Source organism: Rhodococcus spongiicola (assembly GCF_004011835.1).
Classification (GTDB): domain Bacteria; phylum Actinomycetota; class Actinomycetes; order Mycobacteriales; family Mycobacteriaceae; genus Prescottella; species Prescottella spongiicola.
In genome coordinates this window covers 250,763-271,431 of record NZ_RKLN01000004.1, presented here as the reverse complement: position 1 = coordinate 271,431, position 20,669 = coordinate 250,763, and the positions used below count along the sequence as shown (strand labels likewise).

Sequence of the window (20,669 nt, the reverse complement as noted above, 5' to 3'; positions counted from 1 at the left end):
AGCTGAACGGGGGAGTCGAATCAGCTGCCGAAGGCAGGGATCTCGGAGCTACCCAAGCTACCGAGACTGCCCGTATCCACGTCCACCACCGCGAGAATCTCGGGCTCGGTGATCGTCGGGCCTGCGATCAGGTCCAACAACGATATGCACCCACCGACGACGCCGTACAGGCCGGGCTCGACATCCTCGACCGTATAGTTTCTCGTCTGCCCTGGAAGGACGCCGAACAGGGACTCGACCGTGTCGAACACCGGGAAGACCACGACACCGGGCTGGAGGAGCTCGAGGGGATTTTCGACGATGGCGGGAACGCTCGAGGCATCGACGATCATCGCATTGCAGCCAACCAGGTCGAGGGGCACGTGCGGGTTCTTGATCGAGATGTTGATCGTGGTGCCGGACGACGACGCCTCCACAATCGGCGGCTTCACGGCGGCCGACGCGGTGGCGGGCGCGGTGAGCGCGATAGCCGCGACGGTAGCCACCGTCGTGGCGGCACCGGCAGCGAGCCTCTTCATGCGGGCAGCAGGCATGGATTACCTCCCAGTTGTCTTGTCCGAGTCGGCTTACGCTCGTACGTTGATCGTCCGATCTAACCGTTATGTGGCCGCCGTCACACGAGATTTCCGAAAGATTCTTTTTCCGTCGCGGTCGGAGTGTCGCCCATGGGACGGAGCTTCCGGTGCTCTCGGATGCCGGGCACCCTGCTCGTCCGCAGTTCAGGAGATGGTTCGGGAGACTTGACCTTCACGTCGCGTCAAGTTGGACGCTGGGGGCATGACGGTTTCAACGGAAGCGGCTATCGACCGCTCCATCTATCCCATGCCCATGTTTGCGTCGTTCCTCGTGCGCGATCTCGAGGTCAGCGAGAGGTTCTACCACCAGGTCGGGTTCATCACCCTCGCCTCCATTCCCGGCCCCACAGGAGTTCAGTTGATTCATCTGCGACGCGAGAAGTACCAGGATGTGCTGCTCGTGCAGGGTGAAGCGGTGGACGGCAGCGTCACGGTGTCGCTCGCTGCCGGCGCCGAAGACCTCGCCGCCCGAGCGGATGCGCTGGCAGGAACAGCCGACCTCGCCGGAACCGTTGAGGGTCCGACGGACACCCCGTGGTTCACGACGGACCTGACGATCACCGATCCCGACGGAAACCGCATCATTCTGACCGCTCCTCGAACAGCGGATCACGCTGCAGCAGCGGAATGGCTGGAAAGCGCGAGAGGGGAGTTCCGTTCATAGGAGGAAGGGCGCCTCAGCACCGACGGCGCCGCGAGATAGATCTAACGCTCGCCGTGCCGTTGTCCTGTCCAACTATCTTGATGGTTGTCGCTACGAGCTGCTTAACCCTGCGATACGCGCCGACCTGATCCCCCCGAACGGCCTCGTCAACTTTCACCGCGCGGTCACGAATGATGTCAGCAGGCTTGGTCACGATCCCTGATTTTCCTGGTTTGCACTCGTTGGTCGCCACACGTCAGACGACAACCCACGGAGTACCGTCGGGCGGCGAATGCTCCTGCGAAGACAATCTATCGCCACCTGGTCCAGTACAAGACGGCGTGGCGTCGATTCGTCTGCCCGGATATCTACCGACTCACGGTCGGCAACCGACTCTCTGTCTAGCTTCATCCTTCAGTTCACTCGGCAGTGGCGCTGATCGGCCCGCTACCACTGTCATTGCCACCAACACGATAGCTACCCACCATGAACACCGACCGCCGACCCTACACGCAAGCGAAGCCGACGACGCTCCCGCAGCTCCGCGCAGCAGCGATCGGTACGTCACGCAGATGGCCAGTGCCACAACACCAACAGGGCGCGGCTAATGGGGCAGACCTCTCCATCGCTGATCCCGCAATCTCGGTTTACATCTGAGGAACGCACAGACGGGATTACTCGATCGTTCCAAACTCACTGCGGGTCCTGAAGCTCTAACGCAAGTCACATCGGCGGCTATTCAGCCAGCGCCCCTAACGGACTCGCCGGAGCTGGTCTACATCCTTCTGACTTCACCAGGCATCATGCGACACATACGATCGGGCGAAACCCCGATCAGGTGAGCGAGCCTACGGAGACTTCTCTGACACTTGATCGAGCGCGCTGTGGTGCTGACGACATAGTATTGAGCCTCGTGAGTCGATACCCAGATAACCCTTGGTGGAACCAAGAGCAGGACCGCCCGCGCCTTATGACGAAGGCCGATTGGGAGGAAGCCACTGCGGCAGAACACATCACGCCCGAGCACGTCCTTCAGCGGCTGAAGAACATCGCCGATCACATTTTCGAGAACGAGGTTGTCGCTGGATTCGATAGTGACGGGTTCCTCGTCGCCCTCATTGCCGAGGGGCTGCGATTGCAGAACGGTGTCACACTGATCGTGCGTACGAATGACCATCCACCGCCCCATGCACATATCAAGGTGAGGGCTTATCCGGAGGCCGATTTGAAGGTCGACCTGACAACGGGTGAACTGTCCGGTAATGTACCGAAGGGTTTGAGCGCCAAGGATATCCGAGGATTTCAAGACCTAGTCGGCAAGCACCATGACCAGCTAGCTAGTTGGTGGCAAGACTATCACGGTGACCCTGTTGTCCTAACCTGAGACCCTACTCCCCCAGTGTGTTACAGAACCGAGGAACTACGTGGGTCTTGAAGAGTCACCGGAAGTATTGGACGATCCACAGCCACTTCCAGATTGTTGAGGTCTCCATCGACGGACGTCGACGATCAGGGCAGCCAGAGGTCGCTACTGTTATGCGCTCGGGATGAGAAGGTCGTTGGGACCGCGGTAGTGCATCTCAATTCCTTGTACCTTGAGCAGCCGTCGCGCATGCAATACGCCCTGCCGCTGCGAGTTGATGTTGACACGCGCCTCGCCGAGAAGCTCGAAACCGGTGGACCATAGCGCGATCTTTCCGGGGCCAGCGTCTGTCACTCGCAACCAGGCGTTCGGGTCAGGGACGATGTCGTACCAGATAACATCCTCGACCCGTTTTGCATACCGTGCCCATCGAGTCTTGCTGGGCCGGCGGGCGCGGCTTGTGAACTTGTCCCAGGCCGAGTGCGATTCAGCGGTTGGCCAGTCTGGCAGCTGAGTGAGACGGGGATCCAAGTCTCGGATCCACTTCCACATACCCGAGGCGGACTCGAAGTTCGCATCGGTGGTGGTGACGGCGGCGATCGCTGCGGCGCGGTGGTCGAACCCCGACCGGATGAGGATTGATGCTGGCCGGCTGAACGTCCCGGTCTCGATCGCGGTGATAGCCGTCCTGATGAGCGCGTCTGCGGTCGCGTTGCCTTGGGCTGATTCGTAGACCCTGGCGGCTTCCATGCCCCACACAAGTCGGTAAATCAGGTCGGACTCGACGAACTGCGCAACGCTGACCGGGTCCTCGTCGAGCTCGCCCAGTGGCACGCCGCTTAGCCAATGTCGGAGGACAGGCTGCCACGTGAGATTAGTTTCGGGCTGGAACGGGCTCACCGAGAACAGTGTGGTGGCTATCTGCACAATCCGGTCCGCGGCCGTATCTTTGTCATCCAATCGGATCGCGTTCTCGGCCTGTGAAATCAGCTCGACGACGTCGGAAGCAACGTGACCTAGGTAGGTTCCGGCGTTCACGCCCAGCCCCGCCAGATACCAGCCGCGCCGCTGCGCGGAAGTCGAGACGCGCCACATGTATCGGACGCGGCTGTTGACTATCTCGCGTAGAGCATTGGCAAGTTGGTCTTCGGATCGGCGTAACTGGCGCTCCCACAGGGAGTCGCGAAGCGCGTCGGCGAAGCGCTGAGTTACCTCGTCGGAATCGGCCTCGTCGTCGCCGATGACACTGAGGAGGCCGGTATCGAGTAGCGCGAGATTCTGGTACCAAGCGTTCTCGGCCTCACGCTGGGACTCAATGTCCTCATCCGCTACGACGGGAAACGCCCAGTCGGGCCCGCCAGTGAGATAGTCGATGAAGTGCTCCAGCTGAGGCGGCGAGCCTGCCGCTGTGTACATCCGCTGGATTAGGTTGATGCTGGCCGTGATCAACCCGGATTGCAGTGTCTTTCCTGCATCGCCGACGGTCAATCGTAGCCAGTCTCGTCGGTGCTTATCGGTCGGCTGGTACAACGGGTAGAGCACCAACCCCTCGGTATCCACGAATGCTCGACCTGCTCGCCCGATGACGTTGGCGAACTCCGCCCCGCTGAGCAGAGTTCGACCTCGACGGAGACCGTGGAACAGCACTACGGACGCAGAAAGGTTCAGGCCCTGCGCTAGCGTAGGCGATGCCACTGTCACCTTGATGATCCCGCCGTCCAGGAGTCGCTCCACCTCCCGACGGAACGGCCCGGGCAGCGCCCCGTGGTGGATTGCAACGCCTAGTCTGAGGCATTCCAGGATCGGGTGGTCGACGCCGAACCATTCTGCGCCGATGTTGAGGGCCCCGTCGAGATCAACCCCGGACGGCAGGACGGCATCGAGAAGACCTTGACGGCGGAGTTTGAGGATCTCACGGGCGTACGGCTCGACTGAGTTTCGTTGAGGGCAAAAGATCAGGACTGTCTGGCCTTCCTCAACCAAGCGCCAGGCGGTTGCGATGACAAGTTCGCGATTGCTGGCCGGAAACGACTTCTTACGTTGTCCTGTAGGTATTTTCGCCTCAAGGTAGCGAGGAATGAAGGGACGATCTTCGCCCACAGTCATCGTCAGGCGGGCGTGGTCACCTCGCCATTCGAGAAGCCCGAACCGCTGCTGGGTGGGGCGCCAGCCCTCATGGTGCAACCCGTTAGGGTCGTCGTTGGTGATCCATCCGACAAAATCATCGAGTTCTGCGCCTGAGGGAAAGACAGCCGAAAGGCACACGATTCGACGAGTCTTGGAGTCGGCCCGACGTAGCAGACGCTGCACCTGGGCCTCGTAGCGGACCTCGCGTTCCGATGGCCCAATCATGTGTCCCTCGTCGAGGACAACCAGACCGACGTCGTCGAGGAGGGACGGGTTGGACCGCAGTGCGAAGTCGAGTTTCTCGGGCGTCGCGACGACGATCTGGCTTATTCGCAGTGCGTCCTCGTCGACGTCACTGACCCCCATACTTCCGTACAGAGACGAAACCCTGACACCGAGCGGACTGAAGGTTCGCTCCAGGACTCGTTCGGTTTGAGCGGACAGGGCGCGCAGCGGCGTGACGTATACGGCTCGACGCCCTTGGGCTAGGCAGGCGAGGATGCAAAGTTCAGCGATACGCGTCTTTCCCGCGCTGGTGGGAAGCGCAGCGACAAGGTCCCTGACATCAGCAAATATGCGCTCCACCACGTGCAGCTGCGATGGCCATAGATCGATCTCGGATCGCCCTCGCGCGAATAGCGTCGTCACAAACGTTCGACGGAGGTACACCCAGTTGGCCTGGCGTGCTTGGGATGTCTGGGGTGCTGTGGCCGCGGGTGGGCGCGAGGTGGGGATATTGGCTCTGATACTGGTCTGAGCGAGGTCGCCGAGCAGACGTCGAGTCAGCCTGTACGCCCACCATGGGCCCGGAACGCTGATCTCAAGGGAGGCTAGCTCGCCGGCCTCGAGATCAGCGAGAGCCGTCCGCAATAGACCCCGTTCGTTGTACGCGATGGCGAACAGCGCGGTCGAGACAGTGGAAAGGTAGTGCTCGCTTAGCAGCAGCACTACAGGGCCCACCGTGCTCGAGCCGTGGTCGGGCTCCAGCACGAGCTCTGGGCCAGCCCCTAGGTCATCGGCGTATTCGACAGCGAGGTTCCCGCTGCCTCGTTCTTGGAGGGATTCTAGGACCGCGTCATCCGTCATGTCAGCCGAGGACCGGAGCTGACGCGCACGCTCCTCGATCCGGTCGAGGCGACGCAGGATCAGGTCGGCAAGGGTAGCCTCCATCGGCGTCAGTCGCCCCGAGTGGGTGCTCGCCTGCGTAAGCGAGAATGCACGCGCTGCGTACCCTCCAAGATGACTCGCTGCGCCCGCGATCAGACGGTGAAACGTGAGGTCTTCCGAGGGGACGGCGTTGCGGGTGGCCGCCTCGAGCGCAAACGAAGCCTGCATGAATCCGTTCTGCGCCAACGCCAACCGCTCCGCCGGAGTCCGAGCACCCGGCGTTTCGTTGTCGGTCTCGCCGTCTGTCGCGTCGAGAAGATGCAGACTTGTCGACATGAGGGCGTAGCTGTAGCTGAGGAGGTCCTCGTCAAGGTAGGTACTGAACTGCGGTGCATCGTCCGGAAGGACCCCGTCGCGACGAATCATTGACTGTGCTTGACCTCGCGCAAGTAGCCGTTGCCGGAACTGAGGCGCGGTTGCGCTTTCGAGGGTTGCAGCGAGATCGTCAGCATCACGCGTCATCGGCGAGCGCCTTCTCGTACGCCCTATGAATGAACTCTTGGTGGGCGTTCACCCGCAAGGTCCGCGTGAGCTGCTTGATAGGACCGGTGTAGGCGGCGAGGTCGTCATTCACATGCTGGCTCGGGTCGTTCGTTGTGAACAGGAACATCAAGTGAGACATCGCGTCAGGACGGACCCCTCCAGATAACTGGAGCTCCAGTACAGCCTCGCCCAGCAACACGTCAGAGGTGTCCAGTAGTCGTTCAGCGAATTGGGCCAGCGAATGCGGTGACGGCAATCCGCCCTCGCGCTCCAGTCCGTCGCGCGCCTCTTTCACTACAGCCTCTGTCGTTCGAATCCGGCTCTTCGCCTCGGTCTTCAACAACTGCACTTTGGACGCAGAGTCGAACTTGGCGCCGAGCGCATCGTCACCCCGCATCGCCCACTCGTGGTGGTCGCGGTGAATGAGTCTGCTTGGGCCAACTACGTAACCACAGTCCTCCTCGACATAGGAGGTCGCGAGAATTTCACCCATGTCTCCAGACCGCCCCCGCGGCGTCGCCGGAAACTTGTTCCGCAGAAAGTCTGAGACCTTCGGTTTGCCGAGTTTCTCAGCGATGCGAGCCAACGCATCCGGTTTCGCATACTTCGCCGCGAGGGTGGCTGCGACGGCGTCGACTCCGGCGTCGTCGTTCTTTGAGATCAGGATGCCCGCTGTGTGTCCCTTGATCGGCACGACCGTTTCCGGCTTGCACCAGCGTTTGAAGTCAGTCACAGGCTCACTCGTTTGGTTGACCTCATGTTCACGGACCGGCACCGAATCATGCTCAGAGTGGCCCAAAATGACGCACTCATTGAGTGACTCCCGCCAAATGATACGTCGGCAAGTGTCGCTCAAGGGGTTGTCGGGGATGCGAGGCACGCATCATGTTCTGCCGGAACCGCAAATACGGAGGTGTACGGAACAGACATCCGGAGACGCGGTCAGCACACCCCGCTCGAATGTCGTCGGCTCATCGACCATGCCCAAGCCCTCACCGTCGTGCATAGGAGTACGGAACAAATCGACCGTAGTCCACACGAGCCCAGACCACGGGAAAGTTCAGCTTCCCGTGCACGCCGCCTGGTCACGACCATCAGCCCGTGTACCGACCCCTCGGACTTCGACACTATGGGACGGTCTCAGCCGTATCGCTCGACGAGCGCCTTGCCGATCGAGGCCAGGTGGTCTCGCACACCCGGAGGGCCGGTCACCTCGAGCCATTCAACCAGCCAGGCAAGCTCGCCGGCGAGCGCGTACTCGTTGCGGCCGCGGATCACGACCTCGACGCGGCCGTCGGTCGTGGACCCTCCCACCTCGAGCCGACCGCCGAGCACCTTCCGGAGCAGGCCTATCCCGTCGGGCGTGCATACCGCCTGGATCTCGAGGGGCGTTCGCTTGCGGTCGACCTCGTCGGCTATCTCGCGCCAGCTTTCGGCAAGGTCGAAGTCCTCAGGTCGGTGCACGGGTTCGTCGGTCGGTTCGGCGGACGCCACGCGGTCGATCCGGAAGGTCCGCCGGCCGGCCTCTGTGTTGGAAACGAGATACCACGACGGACCTTTGGCGACGATGCCCAGCGGGTGGACGGTTCTCTGTGTTTCGACACCTTTGCTGTCGACGTAGCCGAGCCGCACTTGGACCCCGCGGATCACCGAGTCTTGGAGTTCGTCGAGGAAACGAGGCTGTGGTCGGTGCTCGATCGGACTCGACCCCCATCGCTGCGGGTCCGTCACCAACGCCGCCGCTGCTGCCTCTGCCTGCACCCGAAATGGCTCAGGCAGGGCATGGACGAGCTTGCGCAGAGCTGCCTTCACGGCCGGCGTCGCGGCCGAGGCCGGGCCGGCAACCAGGAACAGGGCGCGGGCCTCACTCGCGGTCAACCCGGACAGGTCGGTGCGGGCGCCGCCCACGAGGCGCCAGCCGCCGCCTCGGCCCTGCATGGAGTACAGGGGCACCCCGGCCATGGCCAGGGCGTCGAGGTCGCGGCGGGCGGTGCGCTCGGAGACCTCGAGCTCTCGGGCGACCTCTGGGGCTGTCACCTGCCCGCGCCGTTGCAGCAACAGGAGGATGGCCACTAGCCGGTCGGTTCGCACACTGACAACTTTTTCACAAAAACCGGTCATAAGGTGACCGGTTTCGGTCGGCAAGATGCCCACATGACCTCACCGACGAGTCCCGCTACCCACGACCGGATCCGCCCTCGGACTGTCAGGGGTCCGCCGACGCCATCTTCGAGCACCTTCGTCCCCTGATCGCCCCGAACAGATAAAGAGGAAGCGCAATGTTTGATCCAACCGATTTTCCCGAGCCCAGCACTATTTCGGTCAACGGTGTAGAACTCGAAGTCTTCGAAGCGGGCCGACAAAATGCTGGAAACCCGATTGTTCTCTGTCACGGCTTTCCAGAGCATGCCTTTTCGTGGCGCCACCAAATGCCCGCCCTTGCCGAAGCGGGCTACCACGTCATCGTCCCGAACCAGCGGGGTTATGGGAACTCATCCAATCCGACCGATGTAGCAGGCTATGACATCGAACACTTGTCGAGTGATCTCGTCGGACTTCTAGACCACTTTGGATACGAGGAGGCCACCTTCGTCGGCCACGACTGGGGTGCATTCGTCGTCTGGGGACTGACCCTGTTGCATCCGAGTCGGGTCAACAAAGTGATAAACCTGAGCCTGCCTTACCAGGATCGCGGCGAGAAGCCCTGGATCGAGGTCATGGAGGACGTGCTGGGCAGCGACTTCTACTTTGTCCACTTCAATCGGCAGCCAGGTGTCGCGGACGCTGTATTCGAAGAAAATACGCTCCAGTTCCTTCGCAACCTGTACCGCAAGAACGAGCCGCCCACTGAGCCTCAACCGGGTATGGCGTTGATCGATCTCGCCAGAGCAGAAACACCACTCGGTGAGCCCTTGATGAGCGACAGCGAACTGGCTGTTTTTGTCTCCGCCTTCGAATCAACAGGGTTCACGGGCAGTATCAATTGGTACAGAAATTTGGACCGGAACTGGCACTTGCTGGCGGATGTCGACCCGATCATCCAACATCCCGCACTCATGATCTATGGCGACCGGGACGCGGTCGCGAGGTCTGAAAGCCTGCCAGAGTTTGTGCCCAATGTGGAAGTGGTCAATCTGGATTGCGGTCATTGGATCCAGCAAGAAAAGCCGGAAGAAACAAACCGAGCGATCTTGAAATGGCTGGAACAGCAGGATGCCACCTAGTCCCGCGAGCGTCTCGAGGTTGAGGAGGTTGAGCATGCACTCCGGCTCGAGCGGAACAGGTCGGCCGTAGTGCACACGAGCCCAGGCGGTGTGCACGGGAAGGTTCACCCACCCGTGCACGCCGCCTGGTCACGACCACCAGCCCGAGCAGACAACGTCGGACTTCGACAACAATTGATCTTGTCCGCGAATCGAACGTTTCCCGGACAACTTCCCGGCGAAGGGCTTAGCGCCAGGTTTCGTTCCGTTCTTCCTCAACCCGGAATATCTCCCGCCGATCCTCCTGCGTCTATCGCAAGTGCCCCTGCATCCTGAGGGGCCTCGCTGTGCTTAGCTCCACGTGTGGGGTGGGCTACGCGCGAGATCGGTATTGCGTCCGGGGTTGGCGCTGCCGTGGCGACGGTCGAGGGCGTCCGCGCGGACCTTGGCGGGCTGACACTGGTGGCATTGGTGGTGGGCGTGTTCGTCGGGGTTGTGGTCGGTTCGGTGTCAGTGGTGGGTGGCGATCTGGCGTTCGGTCGGCGCAGGTGTGGCCGCCGCGGTCGGTGCGGTGTTGGCGACAGAGATTCGCGACTTGCTCGGCGGGTGCGGTATTCCTGCTGGTCGCGGGATTCTTCGCCTGGAGTGTGGCCAGTTCGGCGATTCCAGTGAACACGTACTCGGCAGGCAGAGCGTGGTTTCTCGGGATCCCGGCGGTGTGCGCTGCGGTGACGTACGCATTCACGGTGTTTCTTGCGCCTGCGGCCAACGGCACGGCAAATCGGTGAGGATCGATTACGAAATGCCGGTACGGCACGAGATTGGGAATCTAGAGACTCGGGTTTCGTTCACCCGCAGCGTGTTTCGGTTCTTCGCGACAGCACTCCTTGCAGTAGGAGTAGCAGCGTGTGGCACTCCGTCCGAGCCAGCGCCCGACAAGATCGAGTTGGGCACCGCGTACGCCTTCGACATGTACACCCACTGCGGCGCGCGGGAAGCGCTCTTCGCGGGCGAATACTGGGCAGAGGTACCAGTCGTCCCCCACTCCCGGACCCGCAGGCTCGTCGTCCCAGTGGGACGACCCGTACCAGGCGGGGACGATGACCCGGGTGTCGGAGACGTCTGCGGTGTTCGCGGCGAAAGGACGCGAGAAGTACTTCCAGCTGCGTCCGGGGGCTACCGGTTTCCTGGATGTCTGCGCATGAGGTGAAGACCGGGTCCGGTTTGGGGAGCAGGCCACCGCCAACATGCCGAACTCGCTGCCGCATGCGTTCGGCCGACGACCGATTTATGCCTTTTCGTCACATGGAGACCGTGCAGTCCATACTGTTCTGCTGGGCCCGCGATCGGCCCGTACACGATGAGTAATTCGTGAGTCTGGAGATGAAGCAATGAGACGCCTGTTCAAGATCGCCGCGACTGCGGCAGCGGGGCTATTCCTGGCCGCAGCCCCTGCGGTCGCCCACGCCCAAGACTCCATCGGTGGCGGGAGCCTTCCTGCAGGCAACGGCGGCAGCTTCGCGGGTTCCGCTGAGACCGTATGGGAGGCTTACCGATTCGACCGGACCTTCACCCCGGAACAGATCACAGAGTGTTGGGAGGCCGCTGGCGACATCATACTCGGCGTGCCCCCATGCCCCTCGGCACCGATCAACGCTCTGCACCTCGCTACAGCACGCGTGTGGCTCGGCTCCATAGAGCTGGGGTTCGGCTCCTTGCGTTGATTCAGCGCACCGCCTTTCGAGTCGGCGCCTCTTCCTGTGGTGTCGACCCGATCGGTCGCCGCAGCAAAGCAACTGCAGACGAGGGTGCAGCCATACCGAGGAACATCGAGGACACCAGGCCGAATCCGGCTGAGCGAAATCGCAACAACCCGTCACCGAAGAACTGATCTCGAGAACGGCTGTGCCCCCGGAAGCACAGCCCTGTATGGCGTGTTCCCCGTGAATCGGTCCAGCTGGTTTTGAGTCCTGATTGCCCGGGTGAGGGCGTCGAAGCGGTATAGCGATCGTGGCTGGCCGCAAACGGCACTCGACGGAGGAGGTGGTGCGTATGTTGCGGCGGGATCAGAAGATCTCGTGCAGTCGACATCTGAAACTGCACCGCACCCTGTCGAGATGCAGCGATGAGGGGTCTCACTAATCCAGGTGCAACGAGCGGAGTTGAACGCTGCCGGCCGAGATCCGTCAAACTCCACCGGCGGGTCCTGTTGATCCTCGCTGCATCTCGACAGTGGTATCAAATACGGTCGTTTACGGAACACCTCCGCCGCGACCCCCACTCAGCGGTCAGATTCGCCGCCGCCGCAGCATTACTGCGACCGACAACAGTGTCGCTCCGCAATGACACGGACTCGGGCTACCTTGAGACCTGGCCAGGTGCCCTCGGGGGCAGATTGCTCAGCTCTGGACGTCGCCTGATCGCCAGCAGTCCCGCCGACTGGTCAGTTCACTTGGTCTGACCTCCGCGCTGCGGCCTGTCAGGAGATGATGACAGGCCCTGTTGTTCCCGTGACTGTCCACGTGCCGTCGATGTTGTCGATGATGTACGTGAGTCCGATCCCGCATTCCATCCCACACCAGAGTCCAGCGCCGACGTGGACCGTTCCGTCGTCTTGACGCTGGGCCGGAGTAAGCCCCACGATGACCCCGTCGTTCTCGACGCCGAGGCCGACTCGTCCGGGATCTGCTCGTTCCTCAGGAGACGTGATGAACTCGATGGGAGGAAGACCGTCTGATAGTGCTGCTATCTCGTTCTTCGTGTCACTGTCGAACGGTGGCTCGTCGGCATCGATCACTAACTCAGGGCTTCTCGAAGCAGCACCGTCGACGATGTAGACGTATTTGACTGCCGACGGCGCCTTCGCGAACGGACTGTCAACGAGAACGAGTTGGTGCAGGGCAGCACTGTAGAGCTGTGATTGTTCGCTGGGCATCTGTGGGCTCGTGGTCGAGTCGAGCTGATCGGTGCCGGTGTCAGTGTTTGCGCACCCGGCCAGCGCGACAGCAAGAACGAAGGAAGTGGTCGCCGCTCGGATGGTCATGGTTTGGACGATACCCATCGCAGAGCCGGAAATTGGCGGCTTGCGGATCGACGCCTCGAGGCAGTACGCACCCGATGGGGAGGGGCGGGGCGCAGTCGACGGGCTCAGCGGAATGGGCTGGACGTGTCGTCGATGTCGTTGGCACGTCACATGACTCGCGCTCCTTGAAACGGGAACGGGGCCACTCCCCAAGGAGTGGCCCCGCCGCCATCACAGACCGTGGCTACCGGAACTTACGGAGCATGTAGATCATTCGCGGCCTGGAAGTCGTGCCAATCGGGGAACATCGTGACCGGCGGGGATGCGCCTTGGACCATCACGCTGTCAAGTGTGGGAGCGACTGGAGGTGAGTATCGATGCGGATACGTCGTGCGGTAGCAGGAGTGGCGGTCGCGGGCCTTGCTCTCGCAGCGGTTGGCTGCGGAAGCGGAGGCAATGAAGCTATTGAGGGAACGGGAACCTCCGTGGCGGAGACAACCGAACCCGTTCCAGACCGGGTATCCGTATGCCGCCCCGCCCTCGTCGATACCCCCATCTCCGCTGATGAACTACCTGTATGGCCCGGACCTGATCCCTCCGAGTTCTTAGAGCCCAACCCCCCGTCGGGCGAGTGCGGAGAGATCGGCGGCGAACAAGCTTCGGCCGTGTACCTGGCGGCTCTCGACAATCCAGACGCACTGTGGAACGTGGACGGCATCGTGCGGTGGCTTGTCGTTGATCCTCTTCAGTGAGGGATGTCCACCGACTTCCATTCCCTCCTGGGACAGAGCGCACCAAGATCCAAGCCGGCTGAGGGGACCTGGCCACAGACACCGAGACTGCCTCTCCCGTGCAACTCCAACCCCTGGGCCGCACCGCACACCTACTTTGAACGACGTCGGCGACTAGCCCGGGATCCGTCAAAGTAGCGGGACTCGCCGGTGCAGTTTGACGGATCTCGGGCGTGTCGAGGGGCCTCGCTAATGTAGGTGCAACGAGCGGAGCTGAACGCTGCCGGCCGAGCCTGCAGACCGCGGGTTGCGCTGTGTCCCAAACAACGCCGGGGATGCTCCACGGCGAGCCCGGACTGTCATCGAGCGCGAGCACCCGGAACACCATGACGATCCTCCACATGCCGGTGCCGAATACCTTGATACCGACCGCGGTGAACAGGAGTCGATAGTCGCGCGTGGCCAGCGGCTTGAGTGCTTGCAGTGCACCAGGATTCGTGTTGCTCACGCCGATGCTTCGCCGTCCGCGGTCGCAGTCAGTTGCAGTGGGGGCCAGTCGTCGATGTCTCGGAGGAGCTGCCGATCGTGGGTGGAGAGTACGACCGCCGCTTGGGTTGCGCCGAGAGCGTCGGTGAGTTCGTCGACGAGAGCGATCGAAAGGTGGTTCGTGGGCTCGTCCAGCAGGATCACGTGTGGTTTCGTTGCGAGCACCAACGCCAGGTCGAGGCGGCGCTGTTGGCCCATCGACAGTTCGCCGATCCGCTTACTCGACTCACGGGCGCGTAGGAGTCCGAGCTGGGACAGCCCGATCGCTTCCGATCCCTGTATTGTCCCCGCAGCTAGGAGGGCGTCGACGTGGGTGGCGTAGACCTCACTCGCCCGTCGGTGCAACGGCAGCGTGGTTTCCTGACGGAGGAAGCCCAGACGTGCCCCCTGCGGCATCGACACGGAGCCCGTATCCGGTTGCAGCTGTCCGGCGAGCACTCCCAACAGTGTCGACTTGCCGACCCCGTTCGGGCCGGTCACGGCCAGGCGGCCGCGGTGCGAGAGCGAGAACGAAATCGGGCCGGCCACGCGAGCCGCCACGCTGACGCGATCAGCGCGCAGCAGCACTGCGCCGGTTCTCGTCGGTAGTTCAGGGAATCGGAGCTGCTGCGGTGGCTCCGGTACGGTCACCGCGTGGGCATCGAGCTGTTCCTGCCGGCGATGCACGCTCTGCACGAGCCCACCTGCGCGGGTCGCGCGGCCATGCTTGTTCGTGCCCTTCTCCGGCCGCCACCCGGACACCAGACGGTTCTGTGCCGAGCTGAGACTTTCTTTCAGTCGGGCGTGCTCGGCCTGTTGGCGGTCATACTCCTGCTCCCACCGCTGACGCTCGGCCAGCCGGCCCTCGCGATAGCCGGCGTAACCGCTGCCATATACGCGCACCCGATCATCGGGTGACGGGTCGAGGTCAACGATGGTCTCCGCCACGTCTAACAGCAGTGCGCGATCGTGCGTAACGACGACCACTCCTCCCCGGCGCCCTCGGAGCTGTGCAGTCAAGAACTCGAGCCCACTGCGGTCGAGATGGTTGGTGGGCTCGTCGAGTAGCAGGAAGTCGTCGCCGGCACCCAGGAGACACGCGAGACGCACGCGATACCGCTGCCCCACTGAGAGTTCACTGAGCAGACGGGTCGAGTCGGTTTCCGCTTCGAGGGCCTCGAGCGCGATCTGCACACGCCGCTCGGCATCCCAGGCGTCGAGTACCTCGACATGCTCGATTGCGGTCGCGTACCGCTCCGCGGCGCCGGCAGATCCGTCCGAGAGAGCGAGTGCGGCCGTGTCGAGTGACGCCAGCGCCGCGAGCGGTTCGGCGATGGCCTCCGCCACGGCTTGGCCCACGGTTCGATCATCGCTCGCGGACATTTCCTGTTCCGCGACACCCAGTGTTCCGATGCGTTGCACCGTGCCGGAGTCAGGGGTGAGGGTGCCGTCGAGCACATGGAGCAGGGTCGACTTGCCCCGCCCGTTCTCACCCACGATCGCGATGCGCGATGTCGGAGTGACGGTGAGGTCGACATGATTCAGGACAGCGGTCGCCCCACGCATCACGGATACGTCGGAGACGATGAGCTGCGCACTTTCGCGCGCCGGTCGATGATTGGTAGAAGTAGGCATTCGAATCCTCCAAGACGACGCACCAAGAGCCCCGAGGGCGAAAGGGTGCGCAGATGACGGCGACCACGTGGGTCGAGAACGAGGAGGCCGCCGCGGACTCGGATTACTCAACGAGCGCGGAGGCCTTACTCAGCCGTCACAGGAAGTACAAATGCACCCCTGGAAGGTACCGGGCGCCAGTGCGGTTCGCAATCAGCTTTCTGCCACCCCGCGAGCTTGGCCGACATAGGCGGGATGGAGATAGCGCGCATCCAGCGCACCGCCGCGCAAGGAAAGGGTCCCGCGTCAAGGGTGGATACAGTCTCACGCCAAGGACATCAAGGAGCTGAAGTAGACAATCCGGACGCTCTTGATGACCCGGAACCGGGCCTGGTTCCGGGTCATCGGCCGTTGTCGGCCGAACAGACTGCGCCGTAAGCGCTCCCAACAGTTTGCGAGTTGCTCGTCGTCACAGAACCGGCCGCGTGATAGTGCCCCGGCATCGGGTGAGGTGCGCAATGGTGTCGAGATGCAGCGAAGAATAGGGAGGCAGCACAACTACTTTGACGGATCCCGGGCCAGTCGCCGACGCCCGTCCAAAGTAGGTGTGCGGTGTGCGTCCCGGGGGTTGGAGTTGCACAGGAGAGAGGCAGGCTCGGTAGCTGTGGCCAGAATCCCCCAGCCGACCGGCAAACGATGTTGTGTTGGGGTCTGGCCTCATACAGCTAGGCGACTGGGAAGCGGGGGTCGCGCGAGTAGTCGTCGTGACGAAGATCGAGCGCCGCCCGGACCTGAGCCGGGGCGTCGTCGCCCACGAGCACACGTAGGCGTTGGTCACTCTTCGCTGCGACACGGGCGAGGATCGCAGCGGCCGCGTCCTCGGGCGTCGTCCCGCCGCTCGACTCGCCCTGTGGCCACGGAACCTCGGTCGTGCCGAACAACTTGGTTCGCAGATCGGCGTAGGCGTTCGCTGGTGAGCTGAACCGCATGCTGCCGCTAGCCCAGTCAGTGTCGAGTGCTCCGGGTTCGATGAGGGATACTCGGATGCCGAACTGCTGCACCTCGGCTGCCATCGCCTCACTGAACCCTTCGAGCCCCCATTTCGTGGAGTTGTAGAGCCCGAGCATCGGCATTGTTCCCACCGCTCCCACGGTCGAAATTTGGACGATGTGACCCCCTCCCTGATCGCGCATGATCGGGATCGTGGCTTGGCTCAGCCAGAAGGGACCGAGCAGGTTCGTGCCGACGATCGCACGGGCATCTTCTTCGGATACCTCCTCGACTGCGCCGATCAAGCCGTAGCCCGCATTGTTCACGAGGACGTCGATTCGTCCGAGATGTTTAGCCGCCAGCGCCACAGCCTCGCGTGCCGCCTGGCGCTCACGGACGTCAAGAGTCTGCACAGTCAGGCGCTCGTGCTCTGGGAGAGAGTGCTCCCCCCTCACTGTTGCCACCACGGTGTGCCCGGCGTTGAGAGCGGCCAGCGTGAGTGCTCGGCCCAGGCCTCGGTTGCCTCCGGTAATCATCCATGTTTGCGGTGAAGTCATGCCGTCAATGTATCTCAAACTGGACGGACCGTCTCGTTTGAAGAGTTAGGATTCTTGCATGGCACGACAGCAAACCCGTAGCAAAGTGCACGAAGCCGTGCTGTCCCTAGCCCGCGAGAGTCGCGTCGGAACGATCACGATGGAAGGGATAGCCGCGCGGGCCGGCGTCAGCAAGCAGACCCTCTACCGAACCTGGCCATCGACGGGGGTGATTCTTTTTGAAGCGCTCCTGGCCCGAAGTGCAGGCGAGGATGGCGCTGTCGCAGTGCCGGACTCCGGCAATCTCGCCACCGACCTAGAGGCGCTGGCGACGGCAACGATTGCCGAGCTGACCGACCCGACCCACGAGCCCCTGTTGCGAGCCGTCACGGCCGAGATGCTAGCCGACGAGGCTCTTGAGAAGCAGTTCCGCGAGCTGCTTCTCGGCCCGCAGCTCGTTGGTATCTCCGATCGCCTCTGTCGGGGAGGCCTGCCCGACCCGGACGACATTGCTGAGTTGTTCGTTGGCCCGATCTTCCACCGATGGTTGCTTCGCTCGCGTCCGTTTGATTCGGAGTGGGTGAGGGCTCATGTGGCTCGCACACTGCGCGGCGCCTCCACAGAGTGATGTCGTCCGCAAGGGGCCGTATTTGCGCCCCGGCGGCGCTCGCCGCCAGCTGGCGGCACCACAAGTACTACCGGCGTGGCGCGGTCTGCCGTGCCGCTGTACTGACGCATGATGCACAAATGGCCAACCCGAGAGTTTCGCTTCAGAAGATGACTTCTGAAGAGTATGAACGAACCACACAAGCCCGCGAGGCCGAGGTGGTCCGCGAGTTGCGGGCCTCCATGTCAGAAGAGGAAGCGTGGGTACACACGAAGGCTGGCACGGCCAAGTACTTGCCAGATGGGCTCGCGACCGAGCGTCATCATCTTGTCGTTGCTGTTGATGGCAACGGGGTGCCAGTTGGGGATGCGTGGATCGGGCCGGATCCACATCGTGGACCGGATGCGACCGACTCTTCGTGGTTGTATGACATCAACGCCTATCCGCAGTTCCGCCGACAGGGGTTCGGGTCGGCGATCCTTGCTGCTGCCGAGGCGCTCGTTGCGAATGAGGGTGCCGAAACACTGGGGTTGAACGTGTTTGGCGCCAACACGGGGGCGGCGGAACTGTATAGGCGCAATGGTTACGAGATTGCCTCCATGCAGCTGACCAAGAAGGTCGCGGCTAGCTGACTGAGTGCCTCGCGCCTTGGGGCCAAGACCGAGGACAGTACTCCTGACTTGGCCGAGAGCGAATCGGGGCCACACCGTGAGTTGGAGTCGTTGCGCATGGCGCGGGTCGACGATCGACGCCTTCGCTGTGGCGGCCGGCGGTCCGGGTCCCCTCAGCCACCACTGTCGAGATGCATGGAAGATTAACGGGACTCGCCGGTGCAGTTTGACGGACCTCGGGCGTGTCGAGGGGTCTCGCTAATCTAGGTGCAACGAGCGGAGCTGAACGCCGCCGCGGCGTAGCTACTCGCGAAATTCGGGCAGCGTGCCCTCGCCACTCTCAAGCCTGCTTCTCCTTCGTTGAGTCCCGCCTCAAGAATGCGTGGAACGCGCCGAGGATCCAGCAGCCGATCCCGGCCACCACGGACACGATCATCCAGTTGATGCGCCTCTCCCATGCATCCGCGCAGAGCTGGGTGTTGGCGAAAGGCGTGTCAAAGCCGTTGGACACACTGCCACAGGCGATCGGGCCGGCCGTGACGTCGAGGAGGAGCAGCACTATAGGGAGGAGGAATATCCCAACGAGTGCTAGTGCGCCGAGAGCCGTCTCAATGTTCGAAGACGGGCTCTCGCGGTATACCTTGAAGAACTTCGTGTTTCGCTGCTGTGGGCGGGAGCGCGTGCCGTTGGTCCATCGAGTGCCGTCCCAGTACCGCTCGTCGTGCTTGCCGGAGGGGTCGGGATACCAGCCAGCGGGCCGCGAGGATTCCATGAGGGCATCAAATCAGGAGAGCCAACCTCGAGGTGATGCCAGGGTGCTGACAACGAGCCAATGACCCGTTGTAGGGTCCCGGCGTTTGCCTGCTGGGAGCGGACCACTCCTCGGCGGCGGGGGAGCCGCGGCGACAGCGGCGGGCGGCGGCCCGCGACGCCGAGATTGACCTGTGAGTGCGCGTCGCGGCGAGGGTGTTCCGTAAACGACCGTATTTGAACCGTGAGAGACAAATCTGGGCGATGTGACTCGCGGCGATAGGTGGCGGTGTTCTCACGTCGTCAAGTGGCGCCAACGACGAGCGTGCTGCGGCCCGGGCTCGACAACGTCGGCGGTGATGCGACCGACCCGTCGTTCCCGCTCTCCGATCACGGCGGCCTTCGCCGCCAGCGGGCGCCTGGTTTGCTGGGCAGGCGAACCTTAGTTGAGGACGAAGTGTGCGGCTACGAGCAGGGCGCCGATCACGAGCTCGATGAGCAGCGGTGGCAGGACTGCCTTGTCGAACCCGTCGGCCACGATCCCTACGATGCGACCGATTGCTGCAGCCCCCATCAGAATTGCGACTGCGAGAAACCAGAGGGTCTCATCGGCCGCGAGCCCCACGACGAGCATCGTGACACAGGCCAGGAAGAACCCACCGAGCACACTTCGGATCTCGCTGAGTCCGGGTATCCCGACCGGTGACAGTCCTACGGCCTCGCCCATGTTTGTCGGCATGAACATGGATCTGAGGCCGAGGGCGACGAGGGGGACGGCGAGTAGGCCGACGATGATTCGCATTGCGAGTTCCATGCTGGTTCCTAGGTGTTGTTGGGGCTGTAGGCGTTGGCGATGGCCTCGGCGATCCGTTCGGGTTCGTCTTCTTGGAGATAGGGGCTGGCAGTGTCCAGCCGGATGACCGCGGCCTCGGGGAACGCTGTCTCCCAGTGCTGGAGGATGCCGCGGAAGACGGGGTCCTTGGTGCCCCATACGAGGACCGGGTTTGTCGCTGAGGTTGGCTTTGACCCGTTGTTCGAGTTCGGCGAGCCAAGGTTTGGCGGCCCGGATCTGTTTGGGGAACGCTGCGATGCCTTTTCGGGACTCAGGTGTGGGGACGACGGCGGTGTAGTGCTCGAACTCCCACTTCGGGTTCACACGCCCCGCCCCGGTTCCCATCACACAAGTGTGCACCCCAAGGCAGCAAAAACAGAGCAGGTGACCGGTTCTCGATTCTGAGTCCACCTGGTTCCAGAGTCGTTTTCGGGTTCAGTGGACCTCGGAGCCCGCGGAAGTGTGGCTCGGGACCGGAAGCGTGTGGACCCCGGTCGGCGATGTGCGTCACTGCTGCCGCGCCACCGCTACGCGCTGGCTTGCCCTCTTATCCCGTGGCTGGGTCGTGGAGAGACGAGCGCCCGGCCGCAAGGGGTACGGGCCGGGCGTTCGGGTGTTGATCGTCTCAGGATCGGCGAGTTTCGAATGGGATCACCTCAGTGGAAACGGATTTCGTGGTACGCCGAACTCAACCGACTCGTCCGTCGCGCACTCAACCGCGAGGAGCCTGCGGGGTGATCGCCGCCGTGAATAGTTTCGGTATCGGCCCGCACCCATTTCCAGTTAGAGGTCGGCTGGTAGTTTCCGTCTCGACGGTGGCGAGTAGCCGGTACACGGTGGCGCGGGACATGCCTGTGAGCTTTCCGATCTCGACGGCACTCATGCCCCGG

16 protein-coding genes are annotated in these 20,669 nt (G+C 62.7%); 6 read left to right on the top strand and 10 right to left on the bottom strand.

Annotation, left to right across the window (positions count from 1 at the left end; genetic code table 11):
* Window positions 1-20: 20 nt before the first annotated feature.
* Complete coding sequence (locus EF834_RS12665; protein WP_127947572.1) at window positions 21-533, bottom strand: hypothetical protein; 513 nt, start codon at window positions 531-533, stop codon at window positions 21-23.
* Window positions 534-777: 244 nt separating this feature from the next.
* Here EF834_RS12665 and EF834_RS12660 point away from each other — a divergent pair, with 244 nt between their 5' ends.
* Window positions 778-1,239, top strand: coding sequence for a VOC family protein (locus EF834_RS12660; RefSeq protein ID WP_127947571.1), 462 nt, complete (start codon window positions 778-780; stop codon window positions 1,237-1,239).
* Between the two features lie 949 nt (window positions 1,240-2,188).
* Complete coding sequence (locus tag EF834_RS12655) at window positions 2,189-2,602, top strand: DUF4160 domain-containing protein (protein ID WP_164874128.1); 414 nt, start codon at window positions 2,189-2,191, stop codon at window positions 2,600-2,602.
* A 150-nt stretch (window positions 2,603-2,752) separates the two neighbouring features.
* Here EF834_RS12655 and EF834_RS12650 read toward each other — a convergent pair whose 3' ends face one another.
* The 3 genes from EF834_RS12650 to EF834_RS12640 form a co-directional block, all read right to left on the bottom strand.
* Window positions 2,753-5,794, bottom strand: coding sequence for a DEAD/DEAH box helicase (locus EF834_RS12650; RefSeq protein ID WP_235871182.1), 3,042 nt, complete (start codon window positions 5,792-5,794; stop codon window positions 2,753-2,755).
* A gap of 532 nt (window positions 5,795-6,326) precedes the next feature.
* Window positions 6,327-7,091 carry a Hachiman antiphage defense system protein HamA gene (locus tag EF834_RS12645; protein WP_127947568.1) on the bottom strand — a complete coding sequence of 255 codons (765 nt, stop codon included), beginning with the start codon at window positions 7,089-7,091 and terminating at the stop codon, window positions 6,327-6,329.
* 407 nt (window positions 7,092-7,498) lie between these two features.
* On the bottom strand, window positions 7,499-8,449 hold the full coding sequence (locus EF834_RS12640; protein WP_127947567.1) for a helix-turn-helix transcriptional regulator: 951 nt from the start codon (window positions 8,447-8,449) through the stop codon (window positions 7,499-7,501).
* 188 nt (window positions 8,450-8,637) lie between these two features.
* Here EF834_RS12640 and EF834_RS12635 point away from each other — a divergent pair, with 188 nt between their 5' ends.
* A complete protein-coding gene (locus EF834_RS12635) occupies window positions 8,638-9,582 on the top strand; it encodes an alpha/beta fold hydrolase (protein ID WP_127947566.1) in 945 nt (314 codons plus the stop codon).
* 1,370 nt (window positions 9,583-10,952) lie between these two features.
* A complete protein-coding gene (locus EF834_RS12630) occupies window positions 10,953-11,285 on the top strand; it encodes a hypothetical protein (RefSeq protein WP_127947565.1) in 333 nt (110 codons plus the stop codon).
* Between the two features lie 755 nt (window positions 11,286-12,040).
* Here the strand turns inward: EF834_RS12630 and EF834_RS12625 are convergent.
* From EF834_RS12625 to EF834_RS12605, 3 genes are all read right to left on the bottom strand, one after another.
* Window positions 12,041-12,496, bottom strand: coding sequence for a hypothetical protein (locus tag EF834_RS12625; RefSeq protein ID WP_127947564.1), 456 nt, complete (start codon window positions 12,494-12,496; stop codon window positions 12,041-12,043).
* Between the two features lie 1,322 nt (window positions 12,497-13,818).
* Window positions 13,819-15,474, bottom strand: coding sequence for an ABC-F family ATP-binding cassette domain-containing protein (locus EF834_RS12610; protein ID WP_127947562.1), 1,656 nt, complete (start codon window positions 15,472-15,474; stop codon window positions 13,819-13,821).
* Between the two features lie 704 nt (window positions 15,475-16,178).
* Entirely contained in the window at window positions 16,179-17,000 is an 822-nt protein-coding gene (locus EF834_RS12605) for an SDR family NAD(P)-dependent oxidoreductase (RefSeq protein ID WP_235871152.1), read from the bottom strand.
* 58 nt (window positions 17,001-17,058) lie between these two features.
* Here EF834_RS12605 and EF834_RS12600 point away from each other — a divergent pair, with 58 nt between their 5' ends.
* Together EF834_RS12600 and EF834_RS12595 are read left to right on the top strand one after the other, a co-directional pair.
* The gene (locus tag EF834_RS12600) at window positions 17,059-17,607 is read left to right on the top strand and encodes a TetR/AcrR family transcriptional regulator (protein ID WP_127947561.1); all 549 of its coding nucleotides are present in this window, start codon (window positions 17,059-17,061) and stop codon (window positions 17,605-17,607) included.
* Between the two features lie 149 nt (window positions 17,608-17,756).
* Entirely contained in the window at window positions 17,757-18,218 is a 462-nt protein-coding gene (locus tag EF834_RS12595; RefSeq protein ID WP_206615265.1) for a GNAT family N-acetyltransferase, read from the top strand.
* 319 nt (window positions 18,219-18,537) lie between these two features.
* Here the strand turns inward: EF834_RS12595 and EF834_RS18520 are convergent, their stop codons facing one another.
* The 3 genes from EF834_RS18520 to EF834_RS18745 form a co-directional block, all read right to left on the bottom strand.
* Window positions 18,538-18,969, bottom strand: coding sequence for a DUF2510 domain-containing protein (locus EF834_RS18520; protein WP_127947559.1), 432 nt, complete (start codon window positions 18,967-18,969; stop codon window positions 18,538-18,540).
* A gap of 420 nt (window positions 18,970-19,389) precedes the next feature.
* Window positions 19,390-19,761 carry a DUF4345 family protein gene (locus EF834_RS12585; RefSeq protein WP_127947558.1) on the bottom strand — a complete coding sequence of 124 codons (372 nt, stop codon included), beginning with the start codon at window positions 19,759-19,761 and terminating at the stop codon, window positions 19,390-19,392.
* Between the two features lie 730 nt (window positions 19,762-20,491).
* On the bottom strand, window positions 20,492-20,662 hold the full coding sequence (locus EF834_RS18745; RefSeq protein ID WP_127947557.1) for a helix-turn-helix domain-containing protein: 171 nt from the start codon (window positions 20,660-20,662) through the stop codon (window positions 20,492-20,494).
* Between the last annotated feature and the right edge of the window lie 7 nt (window positions 20,663-20,669).

Coding starts and splice junctions, on each gene's coding strand:
- EF834_RS12595 (WP_206615265.1), top strand. CDS start 17,757: ATGACTTCTGAAGAGTATGAACGAACCACACAAGCCCGCGAGGCCGAG.
- EF834_RS12610 (WP_127947562.1), bottom strand. CDS start 15,474: ATGCCTACTTCTACCAATCATCGACCGGCGCGCGAAAGTGCGCAGCTC.
- EF834_RS12630 (WP_127947565.1), top strand. CDS start 10,953: ATGAGACGCCTGTTCAAGATCGCCGCGACTGCGGCAGCGGGGCTATTC.
- EF834_RS18745 (WP_127947557.1), bottom strand. CDS start 20,662: ATGAGTGCCGTCGAGATCGGAAAGCTCACAGGCATGTCCCGCGCCACC.
- EF834_RS12655 (WP_164874128.1), top strand. CDS start 2,189: ATGACGAAGGCCGATTGGGAGGAAGCCACTGCGGCAGAACACATCACG.
- EF834_RS12585 (WP_127947558.1), bottom strand. CDS start 19,761: ATGGAACTCGCAATGCGAATCATCGTCGGCCTACTCGCCGTCCCCCTC.
- EF834_RS12625 (WP_127947564.1), bottom strand. CDS start 12,496: ATGCCCAGCGAACAATCACAGCTCTACAGTGCTGCCCTGCACCAACTC.
- EF834_RS12660 (WP_127947571.1), top strand. CDS start 778: ATGACGGTTTCAACGGAAGCGGCTATCGACCGCTCCATCTATCCCATG.
- EF834_RS18520 (WP_127947559.1), bottom strand. CDS start 18,969: ATGGAATCCTCGCGGCCCGCTGGCTGGTATCCCGACCCCTCCGGCAAG.
- EF834_RS12665 (WP_127947572.1), bottom strand. CDS start 533: ATGCCTGCTGCCCGCATGAAGAGGCTCGCTGCCGGTGCCGCCACGACG.
- EF834_RS12650 (WP_235871182.1), bottom strand. CDS start 5,794: ATGACGGATGACGCGGTCCTAGAATCCCTCCAAGAACGAGGCAGCGGG.
- EF834_RS12600 (WP_127947561.1), top strand. CDS start 17,059: ATGGCACGACAGCAAACCCGTAGCAAAGTGCACGAAGCCGTGCTGTCC.
- EF834_RS12605 (WP_235871152.1), bottom strand. CDS start 17,000: ATGACTTCACCGCAAACATGGATGATTACCGGAGGCAACCGAGGCCTG.
- EF834_RS12635 (WP_127947566.1), top strand. CDS start 8,638: ATGTTTGATCCAACCGATTTTCCCGAGCCCAGCACTATTTCGGTCAAC.